This window comes from Chitinophagales bacterium, assembly GCA_020636495.1.
Classification (GTDB): Bacteria; Bacteroidota; Bacteroidia; order Chitinophagales; family Chitinophagaceae; genus UBA5543.
Genome location: JACJXQ010000008.1, coordinates 2,277,472 through 2,291,659 on the forward strand (window position 1 = coordinate 2,277,472; position 14,188 = coordinate 2,291,659).

The 14,188-nt window shown below is 41.3% G+C and carries 17 protein-coding genes; 2 read left to right on the forward strand and 15 right to left on the reverse strand.

What is annotated here, in order from left to right; translation table 11 throughout:
* Window positions 1-64 precede the first annotated feature (64 nt).
* Together H6550_10055 and H6550_10060 are read left to right on the forward strand one after the other, a co-directional pair.
* A complete protein-coding gene (locus H6550_10055) occupies window positions 65-1,255 on the forward strand; it encodes a PAS domain-containing sensor histidine kinase (protein MCB9046467.1) in 1,191 nt (396 codons plus the stop codon).
* Complete coding sequence (locus tag H6550_10060) at window positions 1,233-2,294, forward strand: response regulator (GenBank protein ID MCB9046468.1); 1,062 nt, start codon at window positions 1,233-1,235, stop codon at window positions 2,292-2,294. The genes H6550_10055 and H6550_10060 overlap by 23 nt, the downstream gene beginning before the upstream one ends.
* On the opposite strand, the gene H6550_10065 is transcribed toward H6550_10060, so the two are convergent.
* The 15 genes from H6550_10065 to H6550_10135 form a co-directional block, all read right to left on the reverse strand.
* Window positions 2,291-2,653: a hypothetical protein gene (locus H6550_10065; GenBank protein MCB9046469.1), complete on the reverse strand. Its 363-nt coding sequence runs from the start codon at window positions 2,651-2,653 to the stop codon at window positions 2,291-2,293. The two genes, H6550_10060 and H6550_10065, sit on opposite strands and share 4 nt — an antisense overlap.
* A 186-nt stretch (window positions 2,654-2,839) precedes the next feature.
* Window positions 2,840-3,202 (reverse strand): 3-hydroxyacyl-ACP dehydratase, encoded by a 363-nt coding sequence (locus H6550_10070; GenBank protein MCB9046470.1) that lies wholly within the window; start codon window positions 3,200-3,202, stop codon window positions 2,840-2,842.
* Window positions 3,189-3,839: a hypothetical protein gene (locus tag H6550_10075; GenBank protein ID MCB9046471.1), complete on the reverse strand. Its 651-nt coding sequence runs from the start codon at window positions 3,837-3,839 to the stop codon at window positions 3,189-3,191. The genes H6550_10070 and H6550_10075 overlap by 14 nt, the downstream gene beginning before the upstream one ends.
* A complete protein-coding gene (locus H6550_10080) occupies window positions 3,814-4,446 on the reverse strand; it encodes an outer membrane lipoprotein carrier protein LolA (protein MCB9046472.1) in 633 nt (210 codons plus the stop codon). The genes H6550_10075 and H6550_10080 overlap by 26 nt, the downstream gene beginning before the upstream one ends.
* Window positions 4,439-5,206 carry a polysaccharide deacetylase family protein gene (locus tag H6550_10085; protein MCB9046473.1) on the reverse strand — a complete coding sequence of 256 codons (768 nt, stop codon included), beginning with the start codon at window positions 5,204-5,206 and terminating at the stop codon, window positions 4,439-4,441. The genes H6550_10080 and H6550_10085 overlap by 8 nt, the downstream gene beginning before the upstream one ends.
* 9 nt (window positions 5,207-5,215) lie before the next feature.
* Window positions 5,216-5,950: a 3-deoxy-manno-octulosonate cytidylyltransferase gene (kdsB, locus tag H6550_10090; GenBank protein MCB9046474.1), complete on the reverse strand. Its 735-nt coding sequence runs from the start codon at window positions 5,948-5,950 to the stop codon at window positions 5,216-5,218.
* 1 nt (window position 5,951) lies between these two features.
* Window positions 5,952-6,341, reverse strand: a complete 390-nt coding sequence (locus tag H6550_10095; GenBank protein ID MCB9046475.1) for a DUF423 domain-containing protein — start codon at window positions 6,339-6,341, stop codon at window positions 5,952-5,954.
* Entirely contained in the window at window positions 6,320-6,838 is a 519-nt protein-coding gene (locus H6550_10100) for a shikimate kinase (GenBank protein MCB9046476.1), read from the reverse strand. Before H6550_10100 ends, H6550_10095 begins: the two co-directional genes overlap by 22 nt.
* Window positions 6,839-6,840: 2 nt before the next feature.
* On the reverse strand, window positions 6,841-8,094 hold the full coding sequence (locus tag H6550_10105) for a CinA family nicotinamide mononucleotide deamidase-related protein (protein ID MCB9046477.1): 1,254 nt from the start codon (window positions 8,092-8,094) through the stop codon (window positions 6,841-6,843).
* A gap of 3 nt (window positions 8,095-8,097) precedes the next feature.
* The gene (locus H6550_10110) at window positions 8,098-8,508 is read right to left on the reverse strand and encodes an acyl-CoA thioesterase (protein MCB9046478.1); all 411 of its coding nucleotides are present in this window, start codon (window positions 8,506-8,508) and stop codon (window positions 8,098-8,100) included.
* A gap of 1 nt (window position 8,509) precedes the next feature.
* The gene (locus H6550_10115; GenBank protein ID MCB9046479.1) at window positions 8,510-9,283 is read right to left on the reverse strand and encodes an SDR family NAD(P)-dependent oxidoreductase; all 774 of its coding nucleotides are present in this window, start codon (window positions 9,281-9,283) and stop codon (window positions 8,510-8,512) included.
* Window positions 9,284-9,392: 109 nt separating this feature from the next.
* Entirely contained in the window at window positions 9,393-11,417 is a 2,025-nt protein-coding gene (locus H6550_10120; protein ID MCB9046480.1) for a gliding motility-associated C-terminal domain-containing protein, read from the reverse strand.
* Window positions 11,350-12,186: an alpha/beta hydrolase gene (locus tag H6550_10125; GenBank protein ID MCB9046481.1), complete on the reverse strand. Its 837-nt coding sequence runs from the start codon at window positions 12,184-12,186 to the stop codon at window positions 11,350-11,352. Before H6550_10125 ends, H6550_10120 begins: the two co-directional genes overlap by 68 nt.
* Window positions 12,186-13,328, reverse strand: a complete 1,143-nt coding sequence (locus tag H6550_10130) for a DUF4105 domain-containing protein (GenBank protein ID MCB9046482.1) — start codon at window positions 13,326-13,328, stop codon at window positions 12,186-12,188. The genes H6550_10125 and H6550_10130 overlap by 1 nt, the downstream gene beginning before the upstream one ends.
* Window positions 13,329-13,392: 64 nt before the next feature.
* Window positions 13,393-14,169, reverse strand: a complete 777-nt coding sequence (locus H6550_10135) for a succinate dehydrogenase/fumarate reductase iron-sulfur subunit (protein MCB9046483.1) — start codon at window positions 14,167-14,169, stop codon at window positions 13,393-13,395.
* Between the last annotated feature and the right edge of the window lie 19 nt (window positions 14,170-14,188).

Sequence of the window (14,188 nt, forward strand, 5' to 3'; positions counted from 1 at the left end):
TTTTTCGAGCTGTTTTTATTAGCTTTATTGTCTGATATATCTCAACCTCACAGCTAACATCAACATGCTTACTCCCGGTGCTAACAGAAGCGAAGAGCTGAATGCTCTGTTTAATAATGCCGCTATTGGCATACTTACTGTCGACCAGCAAGGTGTTATCATGCTGGCCAACGATTTTGCTACCAAACAGTTCGGCTACAGACTGGACGAGCTCATCGGCAATAAGATAGAAATACTCATCCCGCAAAGGTTTCATCAACAACATGTACACCACAGGGATGGATTCATTAATAAGAAAACACATAGCCGCCCCATGGGGGTTGGTATGAATCTGAGCGGCATCAGGAAAGATGGCAGCGAATTTCCGGTAGAGGTAAGCATCAGCAGCTATGAAACGGCCAAAGGAAAGTTTGCCATCGCTTTCATCAACGATATTACAGTACGTAAAGAGTCGGAAGATGCTCTGATTGAGCTGAACTCAAAGCTTGAGCAGAAGGTCAAAGAGCGTACCAGTTCACTATCAGAAGCACTGGAAAAGGAAAAGGAACTAAACGAACTGAAATCCCGTTTCGTGTCTATGGCTTCTCATGAGTTTCGTACCCCGCTCAGCACCATATTGTCATCGGCCTACCTGATAGCACAGTATATAAAGACCGAGGACCAGAGCAAAAGGGACAAACACATAGCTCGTATCGTATCATCTGTAAACATGCTCAATGATATACTGAACGACTTTTTGTCGGTTGGCCGTATAGAAGAAGGCAAGATACAAGTACGTATTGCAGAGGTAAATTTCAAAGAGGTAATTACGGCTGTTGTCAACGAGATGCAGACCATACTAAAGCCCGGGCAGGAAATTCTGTATACCCATAGCGGTGATGAAGTGGCATGGCTGGAACCGTCTCTGCTCCGCCATATAATGATGAACCTGATATCTAACGCAATAAAATTCTCGCCGGAAAATTCACACATTACTATCCAAACAATGCAGGAAAACGGCAAACTGGCGCTTACCGTACAAGACAGCGGATTAGGTATATCCGAAGAAGATCAGACCCACCTGTTCGACAGATTTTTCAGAGGTAGCAACGTCTCTAATATCCAGGGCACCGGGTTGGGCCTGCATATTGTGTCCAAATACGTAGAATTAATGAACGGCACCATAGTTTGCAACAGCGAACTGAATAAAGGAACCACTTTTATTATTAATTTAGACCTGAATAAGAACAATAATGAAAACAATACTGCTGATTGAAGACAACACGGACATCCGTGAGAACCTGGCAGAAATACTGGAACTGGCTAATTACAAAGTACTTACAGCCCCCGACGGGCAAGCCGGAGTAACATTAGCCGTACAAAACATACCGGATATCATTGTCTGCGATATTATGATGCCTATACTTGATGGTTATGGCGTGATACATATGCTGCAAAAGAATAAGGACACTGTAAATATACCATTCATCTTCCTGACCGCTAAAGCCGAACGTGCAGAGATGCGCAAAGGTATGGAGCTGGGTGCAGACGATTATATCACCAAACCTTTTAACAGTACAGAACTGCTGAATGCCGTAGAAAGCAGACTAAAAAAAGCAGAAATACTGAAAGCCAATATTCCTGCCAATATCGACGGGATCAATACACTCATCAGTACCACCACAGGTAAAGAACTACTGAATGAGCTGACAGAGAACCGAAACACGAATACTTACAAAAAGAAAGAAGTAATATACCAGGAAGACACCCGCCCGCACCGCTTGTATTATATACTTGAAGGCAAAGTAAAGACTTACAAGACCAACGACGACGGTAAAGAACTGGTCATGAATGTGTATAGTGCCGGTAGTTTCTTTGGATATAACGCCCTGCTTGAGAACTCACTGTACAAAGAATCGGCCGAAGCAATGGAAAGTACAGAACTGGCTCTGATACCCAAAGAAGATTTTGAAAGCCTGGTGAATAACAACAGGCATGTGATGATGAAGTTTATACAACTACTGGCAAACAATGTTACAGAAAAAGAACAGCAACTACTTAAGCTGGCCTACAACTCGCTGCGCAAACGTGTGGCTGATACAATACTTGAGTTGTACAAAAAGTACAAACCTGAAGACACTGCGAAACAGTTTGCTTTAGACATCAGCCGCGAGAATCTGGCCAATATGGTAGGTACAGCAAAAGAGTCTGTAATACGTACCCTGAGTGATTTCAAAGATGAGAAACTCATTGACATCGTAAAGGGCGATATTGTCATTCTGAACGAAGAAAAGCTGCAAAGGCTACTTAACTAAGCACGCCTGTTCTCATTAAGAAATTTGTAAAAATCTGATTTTACTGCCAGGAATTCTTTTTCCATCCGGGCAATATCGGCACCCAGTTTTGTATATTCTTTTGATACCGTTGTCTCCTTATTTGAGGACCTGGCATTGAATTGGGCTATATCGCGCCTGAGCAAAGAAATAACCGCATCCTTGTCCAGGAACAGGCTTTGAAAGTTTTCAGCCTTTTCCAGCAACTCACTACTGACATTATCTTTAATAACGTCAGCAAGCCTGTTTTTCAAGGATGCATTTTCCTGCCTGAGCCATTCAAGGGTTTTCAGCCAGGAAGACGGACCGTGTTCAATATGATCATGAGTTTTCGCCGGCATATTCAAAAACGACCGTATTGCTTAATTTGTATGTTTTTGTTCACTATTGGCGGTAAAGATATTATCCACCTTTATCCTAAAAACTAATTTTCATCAATCTGAAAGATGACATTTGTCATAAAGGATCACAATACAAAAAAAATCCCCCAACAAATTGGAGGATAATCAAATTTAAATTAATCAATATTATATATGGCTTTCAAAATTACCTGTGAGCTTGAACAGGTATGCGGCGTCATTGCTGAAATTGGCACTAACGTTGTAACCGTTATCGTCTTGCTGCCAGCTAATATTTATCATAGGCTGAATATCAGGTGTTATCAGTTGCAGAAATTTTACCTGTCCGGCATTTCTCAACCATAGGTTCTGGTCCGTCTGTGCCTCCAACAACTCCTTCACCATTTGCATCATGCACACCCCGGGTACTACAGGCTGGCCGGGAAAATGGCCTTTAAATATGTCATGCTGATCATTGAATACAATTCTGCAGGAAAGACTGTTCGGCTCCCGCTGTATGTATTCTATCCTGTAAAAATCATTCATTAACATTGCGCTCAATTTTAGTAAGTGATATAGTAAAGTTGGCTTTGTGGTGGTCAAACAACATGGTGTCCGGCATAGACGATGCAGGGGTTTTACCTTTTAAGTCAACGCTTACTATTATTTTTTTCTTATTGGCATTCTCAATTTTTACCAGGTGGTTATCCTCTGCTGTGTAATACACGTAACCACTTGTTCTGTTAAGACGATACAACTGCTGTTTACCCCTATCTTCTCCCAACATTATTTCAGACTTTTTATCCATACCTATCATAAGGATCATCTCCATATCTTTCCTCAAAGTCTTCAAAACAGCTTCTTTGTTCAGTTGCGGCATTATTTGCTTTACTTTGAAGTTTTCCGAACTATCCCACTCAAAATCAAAGAAAGCTATACCCATCTCATTCTGAAATATAGCACGTATCGTGCCATTTTCTAACTGCTTGAAAAACAGCAACCCACTAAGATGGAATTTTTTAAATATGAATCTGCCGTCTACGATACAGCGATATAATGTTCTGTCTGTCTGTGGCTTAAAACGGTAAACAGATTCGGTAGCATTATGCTCCTGTAAACCCTTGTAAGGTGTAGCGCACGAGGCAAAAAACAATATGACAAGGCTACTTAACCTTAAATAACGCTTCATTTACAGACGAGTTGTGCTTAGTGTTGTAGAAATCCATGCTCGTATAATCCCCGCCGCTCTCGGTCAAAACCAGTTTTGCAACGTCCAGCCCTGCTTTATTCATATACACGTCTATCTTATCGAACATCGTCTTCATATCGGTTGATATAGGTTTCATTGATAACAGGTATTGTTTGCCGCTTTCAAAAACTGTGACCTTAAAATCCGGATTTGACATCACAGTACCACTCATACAATCAACCATCACTCTATTTACAGACTGCATCATTTTGCTGTTGGCTGTATTTATCTTGTTGGTCTTTTGTTCGTCTCTCACCAACATACGCGTACCATTCACTACCATCAAATAGTTATAAGGCTCCGTGTATTCAATACGAACTTTATCGTCTTTTTTAAAATAGAACTTGCCCTTAGATTGTATCTTTTCAGCCAGTAATGACATATTTTTAACCTGCTTAAAATCGCTGGATATATCCTGTAACTGTTTATTTGAAGTGGATAGTGAGCGATTAAAAGACTGTACATCGTCTAACTTTTTGAATCCGGCAGGCTGTGCTGCAGTAGTCAATGCACTAAACAATAAAATAATACCTGCGATATTACGCATATGCCTGAACCTCGAGTAATTTGTCAATACGCACAAAGGTAAAACCCTTTTCTCGGGCCTCACGTATTAAATCAGTTAAAATTTCACGTGTTACTTGCATAGAATCATGCAGTAATACTATATCTCCGCCTTTTAATTTGTTAATTATCCGTGCCTTAAGCTTGTTTTTGTCCTTAAACATTGTATCAAACGACCGCAGACTCCAGCCTATTGAATACATACCTAAACGTTTTACTGCTCTTGCCAGGTTGGGATTCGTAATACCATATGGTGGCCTGATCATAGCGGGTTGCTTACCTGTTATCTGCTTAATAATATTGTTACATTGTTCTATTTCTGCCTGCATTTTCCTTGAGCTCATCCAGTCGAAACTATGAGTATGATAGTAACTATGATTACCCAAAAGGTGCCCTTCGTCATTCATACGATGTGCCAATAGTTGATTGGCCTCTACATGCTTACCAATGCAAAAAAATGCAGCTGGTACATGTTCCTCTTTCAGTATATCTAAAATTGCAGCCGTCTGGCTATTGGGGCCGTCATCAAATGTAAGTGCGATATATTTTTCGTGACTGCCCCTGTTATAAGACTTAATATAATAATTCCATCGTATTTGGGTAACTGCGAAATACAACAGCACCAGGTAAACAGCACAAAAACCTATTATCCACCCTAATCCAATAAGACCTATTACATACAGGCAAACGCCTGATGACAAAAACAACAGGAAGAGAATTGATATGTATTGGTATGGTCGCAATATTATTCTCTATTTTTTGTTCATTCTATCAATATAGTTTTCTGCTGCAATAATATCGTCCGGCGTATCAACAGCAATACTAACATGGTCAGTAACCGCCATTTTTATAGGCATGCCATAATCAATGAACCTGTTACATTCCAGCTTTTCTACCACCTCGTGAGGTGAAGGCTTCCATGAAGCAAATTTAATCAATGCCTGCTTCCTGAAAGCATAGATACCTATGTGTATGTAATAGATTTGGTCTATCGACTCATCTCTTTTGTAGGGCACAGGGCTGCGGGAAAAATATATAGCATTCATATCTCTACCCAGCAATACCTTGACCTTATTGGGGTTAGAAACTACCTCAGAATCTTTTGTCTCCTGTACTAAAGAGGCAGCAACTACATCCTTATCATCAAATAGCCTGAGTAATTTTTCTAATGGCTCCTTCTTAATAAAAGGCTCATCTCCCTGTATATTTATCACCACATCTGCATCAAGGCCTTCTGCTACTTCAGCTATTCTGTCTGTACCGCTGTCATGTTCTATTTTGCTCCTGAGCACCTTACCACCAGTCCGCTCTACTTCCTGCTGTATCTCATCACTATCTGTTACAACAATAACATCTGCAAACAAGCCGGTGTCTACGGCAGCACGCCATGTGCGACAAATAAGTGCTTCACCTTTTATCTTTGCAAGCATCTTTGCCGGAAAACGTGTTGAGCCAATTCGTGCGGGTATCAGTACTACTGCTTTCATATTATTTCTTTTGCAAAAAACCAATGAACAACATTATCCATCCGGCTATAAAGAACAAACCGCCTACTGGAGTAATAATACCAACACCTCCCAGCCCAACCTGTCCATTCATTTTCAAAAAAGTAAGCAGGTATAGCGAACCACTGAACAAAATCACACCTGTAATAAAAAATGCAGATGCCAGCCTGAGTGCTTTTACAGGCAGGTGTGCATATGCCAGACCTGTAACCAATAATGCGAAACTATGGTAGAACTGGTACTTAACCCCTGTTTCAAATGTTTGTAATTGGCTATCGTCCAAGACCTGCTTCAATGCATGTGCACCAAATGCTCCTAATATCACCGCTACCGCAGCAAATATTGCGCCGGCTAATATTGCTTGCCTGTACATATTGTTATTATTTTTTCCAGTTTATTTATTGATATGTCATTCATTCCGATCTTCTGGTCGGCCAGCTCATAGTAAGGTTTTCGTTCAAGATACAACTGATGCAACCTGGCCATGACATCCCCAGCATTTAAGAACATCGGCCGTATTATATCGTCATTATTTATCCTTTCGGCCAACACTGCTAGTTCGGCTTCAATATACACTACACACCCATGCTCTTTCATAAGCTGCATATTAGTACCATATACAGGAGTACCTCCACCACATGCAACAATAATATCACTCCCCATATTGTCTTTTACAATAGCAGACAGACAGGTTGTTTCCACTTCGCGGAAATATCCTTCACCATACTTCATGAATATTTCGTCTATCTTGTTGCCTGTTTTTGTTTCAATATACTCATCAAGGTCTATACACCGGAAACCGAAGTTTTTTCCCAGTTGTTTTGCCAGGTACGATTTACCAACCGCCGGCATACCTATGATAAATATCATGCTCACAATTTACCTTTTATATATTTCCACACCATCAACAACCCCATCTGTGCTGCAAGTTCTTTATTCAGCTCCCTGCTGTAATGAAACTGGAACTTTTTAGTTTTTACACCTTCACTTCCTGCAACAGCCATCCATACCAGTCCTTTGGGTATATGTGCGTCTTCTCCTCCATAACTTAACTGTCCGGTAATAGACAAGCAGTAATCTGTACCAAACATTTTCTGAGCATTTTGTGCAAGTTCTATTGCTGTTTCCTCACTGATGGCACTGTGCACCTTAAGTGTGCTTTCCTTAACACCTACAATGCTATGTTTCAATGAAGACTGATATGGCACTATTGCCCCATTGAAATAGCTGCTTGAACCCTGTACCTGCGTGATAAGATGGGCTACATAGCCACCGGTACAGCTTTCTGCCAATGAAATAGTAGCATTTTGTTCCAACAAAGCTTTCCCAAGTAGTTCCTGCATAGGTATATCATCCAGGGAAACGACGATCCGCTCTAAGATACCGGTGATCTGTGATTGAAAATCATCCAGAGTTTTTTCAATTTGTTGACGGTCAGCACCTTTACCTGTAAGCCGCAGCTTAACAACACCCGGAGATGGCAGATAAGATATTTTAACAAATGGTGGTAATGCGGCTTCAACGTCTTTAAGTGTTTCTGATATATAACTTTCACCTTCGCCAGAGGTAATGATATGGCGATGCAAAATAACATCACTCCGAAAATGCGCTTTCAAACGAGGCAGTACTTCTTTGTTAATAATGCCCTGCATCTCAAAAGGCACTCCGGGCATGGATATTATCCATTTGCCGTCTTTTTCAAAAAGCATCCCCGGCGCAGTACCCACTTCGTTAAAAAGCACGGTACAGACGTCAGGCACTTCGGCCTGTTTACTGTTTATTTCCAGGAAAGGCCTGTTTCTGATCGCAAAAAGCTGGTGCACATGTTCAAGTACACGCTCATCTACGATCATTTTACCTCCAAAATATTTGCACAGGAATGGTTTGGTAATATCATCGGAAGTAGGGCCCAGGCCACCTGTAATAAGTATTATTGATGCCCTTGAAATCTCTTCGTCAAGTGCCACCCTGATATCCTCCTCCTTATCAGCAACAGCAACACGCCTGAACACCTCTATACCTATTTCGTTCAGTTGTTTTGCCATCCATGCTGAGTTGGTGTCGATGGTCTGTCCAATCAACAGTTCGTCCCCTATTGTAATGATCGTTGCTTTGATATTCTGCATAATTTACCTGAAATAAGGTGCTAATTTTTCTAATAGTTGTTCCGGCATATTTGTCTTGACACGATTCACAGGATCATAGAATACCAGTGTGGTCAGCCCGACATTAAGCAATTCGTTCTTTTCGTTATACAATTCTGAATGAAACCGGATCTTTGCATCATGGGGAAGCTCCTTCAACATCGTCTTTACCGTTACAAGGTCGTCATATAATGCAGGCCTCAGGTACTTGCTATTCAATTCCGCTACCGGCATCATGATACCCAACTCTTCCATTTCACGGTATGTAAACCCCAGTGCTCTTATGGCCTCTGCTCTACCTACTTCGTAATACAATGCATAATTTCCGTAATACAGGTAGCCCATCTGGTCGGTCTCACCATATCTCACCCTGATCTTCGTTTCTGCTGTATACATATTATTTTGCCAGCTCTGAATTTCTTAGTGTATAAAAGCTATTTGCCTGGTTAGTACATGTTATGGTCAGATCGTTAATACAAACATGTGCAGGCAATGTAGCACAATAAAATGCGGTGTTCGCAATGTCTTCAGCCATGAGTGGCTTCAGGTCATTATATACATTTTTCGCCCTGTCTGCATCCCCTTTGAATCTTACAAGTGAGAATTCCGTTTCTGCCATACCCGGGTGTATAGCCGTAACCTTTATACCATAAGGCAACAAGTCTATGCGCATCGCCTGGCTTAAGGCATCAACAGCAAATTTTGTAGCACAATACACGTTGCCATTCTTATAGACTGTCTTCGCTGCTGTGGAACCAATATTAATGATGTGGGCTTTTCTACTGCTTTTCAGTAGAGGCATCACCATCCTGGTAACATACAACAGTCCTTTAATATTGGTATCTATCATGACATCCCAATCGTCAATATCTCCTTCATCTATTGTGCTTAATCCTGAAGCCAACCCGGCATTATTGACCAGGATATCTATCTTATCTATTTTACTCCTGAGCTCATTGACCGCCTCAGTTACTTCATTACGATTGCGAACGTCAAAAGGCATAGCTATTACCTTAACACCGTATTTATCTTCCAGCTCAGATTTTAATTCTTCCAGCCTGTCTTCTCTTCTTCCTGTCGCACAAATCGTATAGCCATTCTCTGCAAATTTTTCAGCTATCGCGCGTCCGAAACCAGAGGTAGCTCCGGTGATCAATATAGTATCGGGCATACTTAATTCTATTTATGGTAAAGATACTTCGCTTTCCGTAGAAACCATAAACAACAAGAGTGATGCGTAGCATCACTCTTGCATTATAACTTTTTGATAAATATCTTCACTATCGTATCAATGTAGCATCACCTTTGCGCTGCACCTTTATCCCATCCTTATCTTCCGCATCCAGCAACCAGAAATAGGTACCCACATCAGCTTTTTTACCTTTATAATAGCCATCCCAACCATCTCCTATCCTATCGGTAGTATAGACCATCTCTCCCCAACGATTGAATACTCTGAAATATTTATAGGCTCTGTAGCCTACGCTCATAGGACGCAGAAGATCGTTCTTTCCATCACCATTAGGAGTGAACGCTGAGGGTATAAACAGAGAACCCTGTCCTACTACCCATACCTTAATACTATCATTACCCTCACACCCCCTTGGGCTTCGTATGTACACATTATACCATGTAGTTCCAGTATCAGTGTAATAACCTCTAGGGTTTGGCACTGTAGTCGAATTAAGGAAATCAGGCGGTGACCATTCAAATATTGATCCACCTGTTGCATTGAAGTCAATATATTCTCCTTTTACAATGATTGTATCGTTGCCTGCGAATGGTCTGAAGTCCTCAATATCTACCTGTTTTACAGAGGTATCTTTGCAACCTTTTATGCTGGTAGATATCAATTGAACTTTATAAACACCTCCTTTCCCATAAGTATGCTCAGGGTTCTGCATGTCTGATGTCACTCCGTCTCCAAAGTCCCATTCCCAACGTACAACAGGTTTATATGTCGCTTCAGAAAGATCTGTGAACTGCATAGGTGAATTAGGACAACGCAAACCATCATATTCATAGTTTGTACTGTAATCAGGATACACCTTTACAAACCGGGAAATGCTATCCGGACAGGTTGAGCCTTTATTTACTATCAACTGAACTGTATAAGTTCCTGTATCCGGGTAAGTATATGTTGGCTCAAAATCGTTTGATATAGCACCTGTACCAAAAGACCACTCATAATTAAATCCGCCTGAACTACGATTAATAAAGTTTACTGTTTTAGACTTGCAGGAAACCAGATAGGTATTGTACTCATCTGAAAATTGAGGAATATCAGCAATTACAGCTTTAGAGCAATTGGTTACCACAAACTGAAACTCCCTGGTAACTGTATTGATAATAACACCATTCCTCCACTCATGAGCACAAACGGCTACTACAAATCGCCCAAGGAGTGTTGGCGTACCGGTTATCACTCCGGTCACAGGGTTTATTTGTACCAAAGGGTTTCCCAACATAGGTTTTTGAGGAGAAAAACCAGGTGTATATCCAAAGCTCGGAGGGTTACTGCTGATCTGTGTAATTGGTGTTGGCACCACACTCAACTGCTTGGGTTTGGGATTTGTGGTAGTTCCTCCGGGATATGCATCACAAAATTCGTAACTAAGTGAATCTCCGTCTATATCAAATGCTGAATGGTCATAGACAAGCGGATTGTTCACACATATGATCTGCGGGGGGTAGTTTTTGAAATAAGCACTGTTATTACAACTTGTTTCTGCCACAGGTGGGATGTTACAAAAATAGGTAGCTCCAACCTGTCCCGGATTCTTAATATTCAGGATCGCTTCGTTGCGACAGCAACGCACATATACCACCCTATAACCTGAACTGTTTACAGGCAGAGAATATGTCTTGGTAAAAGTAAGCCTCTTCAGGCAAACAGCAGGAGGGTTATTTACACACTCATTCTTAAAGTTCCTCGGAACCAGGAAACTATCAAAATGTCCTGTGCCATAAACATTTGTAAAGTTGCCTATTGAGTCAAGAGGAATCGTAGGTGAGCCATCATTGGCAAATATGCCTACATAAGCGGGTATGTCTTCAGCCCTTGCCTCAGGAATACCATTCAGGCAATCCTGGTAAATTTCAATCTTTATTTCGTATTTAATATTTCCACCCGGAGCCGGGCCAAGGCATTTATATGTTATCTCTCCACCTACAATATGCGTAGCAAATGCCTGATTTTGGCAGCAAAGTGCAACCAGTAAAAAGTAAAGAAATATTTTAGCCCTTTTCAACATAATTGGTCCTGTCCCGCCAGCAACAATATTCAGCAAATGACATAAGATCATTGCTCAATGCTTCATCAGCCTCAATCATACCCATATGCCCGCAATGGCTGTAGACATATACAAAGTTAACGTTTGCCAGTGAAGTTTGTTGCATTAAGTTTTTGTTTATTGCGATATTATCATCCTCTCCTATTATCCATAATACCGGCACAGTACTATCTTTCAAGTTACTTGTTCTGTCCGGCCTGTTTATCATAGCATTGTAAAAAGCAATTAAACTTTTATTTTCAGTTAATAACGCCCGCTCAGTAATGCTTCTTATAGCCTCAGTAAGCTCTGTCCTAGACGCCGCGGAGAATAGCGTCGGGATCATCTGCCTGATAAAAGGCTCTCTGCCTCCTTTTTTGAAGAGTTCGATCGACTTAAGGCGCTGATCCTTCTTTTCTTCACTATCAGCCGTAGCAAATGAATGTACCAGGCCAATCCCCAAAAGTTTTCCGGGAAAAAGCGCTGCAAAAGCGAGTGCAGCATAACCGCCCATAGAATGACCGGCTAAAATGATCTTATCAAGCTTCTCATGATCTGCTATCAGTTTGATACTTTTTGCCATGTCTTCTATGCTGAGAACTTCTCCTGCAAAATGACTGCTGCCGCATCCCGGTATGTCAGGCACAATGACACAGTACTCTTTTGATATCCGGGTAACAACATTATCCCATATCTTACCATCAAGCGGAAAACCATGTAACAAGATAACAGGATAACCCTTACCCGATACGGTATAAGACAATTTCGGGAACCTTTCAGTACTGATAACCTTTCTTTCCATCACTTACTCCTTTTTACAATAGACCCGAATATGAATAACAGGGCCAATAATAATGGCGATAGTTCAATCAACGGCATTTGCTGTATGCGGAAGATATGCAGCAACAACGACACGAATATTAATGCTATAGCTACAATAGCATACCTGCTTTTATTACGTTTGGGCAAGAATGCAAGTATAAGGTTGGTAGGCAAAGCCCACAAAACATTAAAGTTATCCTGGCAACCCTGGTGGTCAGTGCCTAACCACATTACCAGCATTAGTACGCCCAATAGCCCTGTAACAAACAGGAAAATGAAGCTCATTATATTGCCAAGCAACTTAAGGTTCGGCACAATAAGTCCCGTTATAGCTAATAACGACAAGATAGTAATAATAATAAACGGCCAGTTAGGCCCTGCAGGTACACGACCAGGCCCTTCGAATATCACTTCAGGTTCTGCAGCTACAAGCTTTCCGTTTATAGTTGCACCACGCAATCCATTACGTACATAGTCGGGCAGGAACATAATATCCTTATCGGTCATCACTTTATCTATCCTGCTACCTAACAACAAATTGCAACCAACACGCTCAAAATGAACACGGTAGAAGTACTCATCCATGATATTCCGGAAAGTCAATTTTGAGTCTTTGGGCAATACTTTGCTGTAATGAAAATCAGGTCCCAACACGTCAGGCAAAATATCCCTGAGCCTTGTGGCACAATTGTCGAAAAAGAAATCATATTTATAATAGCGATTCTCCTCTTTGGCATTATTCACCAGGAAGGCTTGTATCTGTCGTTTTTCATTATCACCTATCAGCAGCACCTGTTCTTCTACCCTCCTCTCAGGCTGTGAATACTCTGCTAAAAAGTACCTATATGGATATGCTGAGACATAATACAGCAACTTCCCTCTCATAAATTGTATCTCAAACCCTTCGCCAAAGGCAAAAGTGCCATAGTTATATACCAGGTCACTACCTGCCACACTATCTGTCACCCTTATTGCATTGTGTCCGAATTGTGCCCATATCTCATCACCGGGGCCACAGGTTAGGAAACTGATACGCAAATGACTGGCATTACTATCTACCTGTGCAAAAGATACAGTTGTGCACAACAGCACAGTAATAAGAAGAATGAGCTTTCTGACCATACAGCAAAATAACAAAAGGCTGCCTTATCGGGCAGCCTTTTTACACATTATTTTATAATTATTGTTATATAGAATTATTAGAACCTCCATCCAATACGGCATTCATATACTCCCTGTTCAGGCGAGCTATGTTTTCCAGCGAAATACCTTTCGGGCATTCTGCCTCGCAGGCTCCTATGTTAGTACATCCTCCAAAACCTTCCTTATCCAGCTGGCTGACCATGTTCAAAACCCTGTCTTTACGCTCAGGCGAGCCCTGGGGCAACATAGCAAGGTGTGATACCTTAGCAGATGTAAATAGCATAGCAGATGCGTTTGGACATGCAGCGACACAAGCGCCACAGCCTATACATGCTGCCGCAGCAAAAGCTTCATCAGCACGGTGTTTTTCTATTGGCAGAGAGTTAGCGTCAACAGCATTACCTGTATTTACAGATACATAACCACCGGCCTGTATAATGCGATCAAGCGAAGTACGGTCTACAACCAGGTCTTTAATAACCGGGAATGCATTCGCCCTGAACGGTTCTACCACAATTGTATCGCCATTTTTATACTCTCGCATATGCAACTGGCAGGTTGTAGTATGATGCCACGGACCGTGTGCACGGCCATTGATGTGCATACTACACATACCACATATACCTTCACGACAGTCATGGTCGAAAGCGATTGGCTCTTTACCCTCCGAAACCAGTTGCTCGTTCAGCACATCGAACATTTCTAGGAAAGACATTTCAGAAGAGATATCCTTAACCTGGAAGGTTTCGAAGTGGCCTTTTTCTTTATTGTTTTTCTGACGCCATACTTTCAACGTCAAATTCATATTGTAATGTTCCATAGCAGCTAATTGCTAAAAA

Coding starts and splice junctions, on each gene's coding strand:
- H6550_10115 (MCB9046479.1), bottom strand. CDS start 9,283: ATGCCCGATACTATATTGATCACCGGAGCTACCTCTGGTTTCGGACGC.
- kdsB (MCB9046474.1), bottom strand. CDS start 5,950: ATGAAAGCAGTAGTACTGATACCCGCACGAATTGGCTCAACACGTTTT.
- H6550_10055 (MCB9046467.1), top strand. CDS start 65: ATGCTTACTCCCGGTGCTAACAGAAGCGAAGAGCTGAATGCTCTGTTT.
- H6550_10070 (MCB9046470.1), bottom strand. CDS start 3,202: ATGTTAATGAATGATTTTTACAGGATAGAATACATACAGCGGGAGCCG.
- H6550_10080 (MCB9046472.1), bottom strand. CDS start 4,446: ATGCGTAATATCGCAGGTATTATTTTATTGTTTAGTGCATTGACTACT.
- H6550_10110 (MCB9046478.1), bottom strand. CDS start 8,508: ATGTATACAGCAGAAACGAAGATCAGGGTGAGATATGGTGAGACCGAC.
- H6550_10135 (MCB9046483.1), bottom strand. CDS start 14,169: ATGGAACATTACAATATGAATTTGACGTTGAAAGTATGGCGTCAGAAA.
- H6550_10105 (MCB9046477.1), bottom strand. CDS start 8,094: ATGCAGAATATCAAAGCAACGATCATTACAATAGGGGACGAACTGTTG.
- H6550_10130 (MCB9046482.1), bottom strand. CDS start 13,328: ATGGTCAGAAAGCTCATTCTTCTTATTACTGTGCTGTTGTGCACAACT.
- H6550_10125 (MCB9046481.1), bottom strand. CDS start 12,186: ATGGAAAGAAAGGTTATCAGTACTGAAAGGTTCCCGAAATTGTCTTAT.
- H6550_10120 (MCB9046480.1), bottom strand. CDS start 11,417: ATGATCTTATGTCATTTGCTGAATATTGTTGCTGGCGGGACAGGACCA.
- H6550_10075 (MCB9046471.1), bottom strand. CDS start 3,839: ATGAAGCGTTATTTAAGGTTAAGTAGCCTTGTCATATTGTTTTTTGCC.
- H6550_10065 (MCB9046469.1), bottom strand. CDS start 2,653: ATGCCGGCGAAAACTCATGATCATATTGAACACGGTCCGTCTTCCTGG.
- H6550_10095 (MCB9046475.1), bottom strand. CDS start 6,341: ATGTACAGGCAAGCAATATTAGCCGGCGCAATATTTGCTGCGGTAGCG.
- H6550_10100 (MCB9046476.1), bottom strand. CDS start 6,838: ATGATATTTATCATAGGTATGCCGGCGGTTGGTAAATCGTACCTGGCA.
- H6550_10060 (MCB9046468.1), top strand. CDS start 1,233: ATGAAAACAATACTGCTGATTGAAGACAACACGGACATCCGTGAGAAC.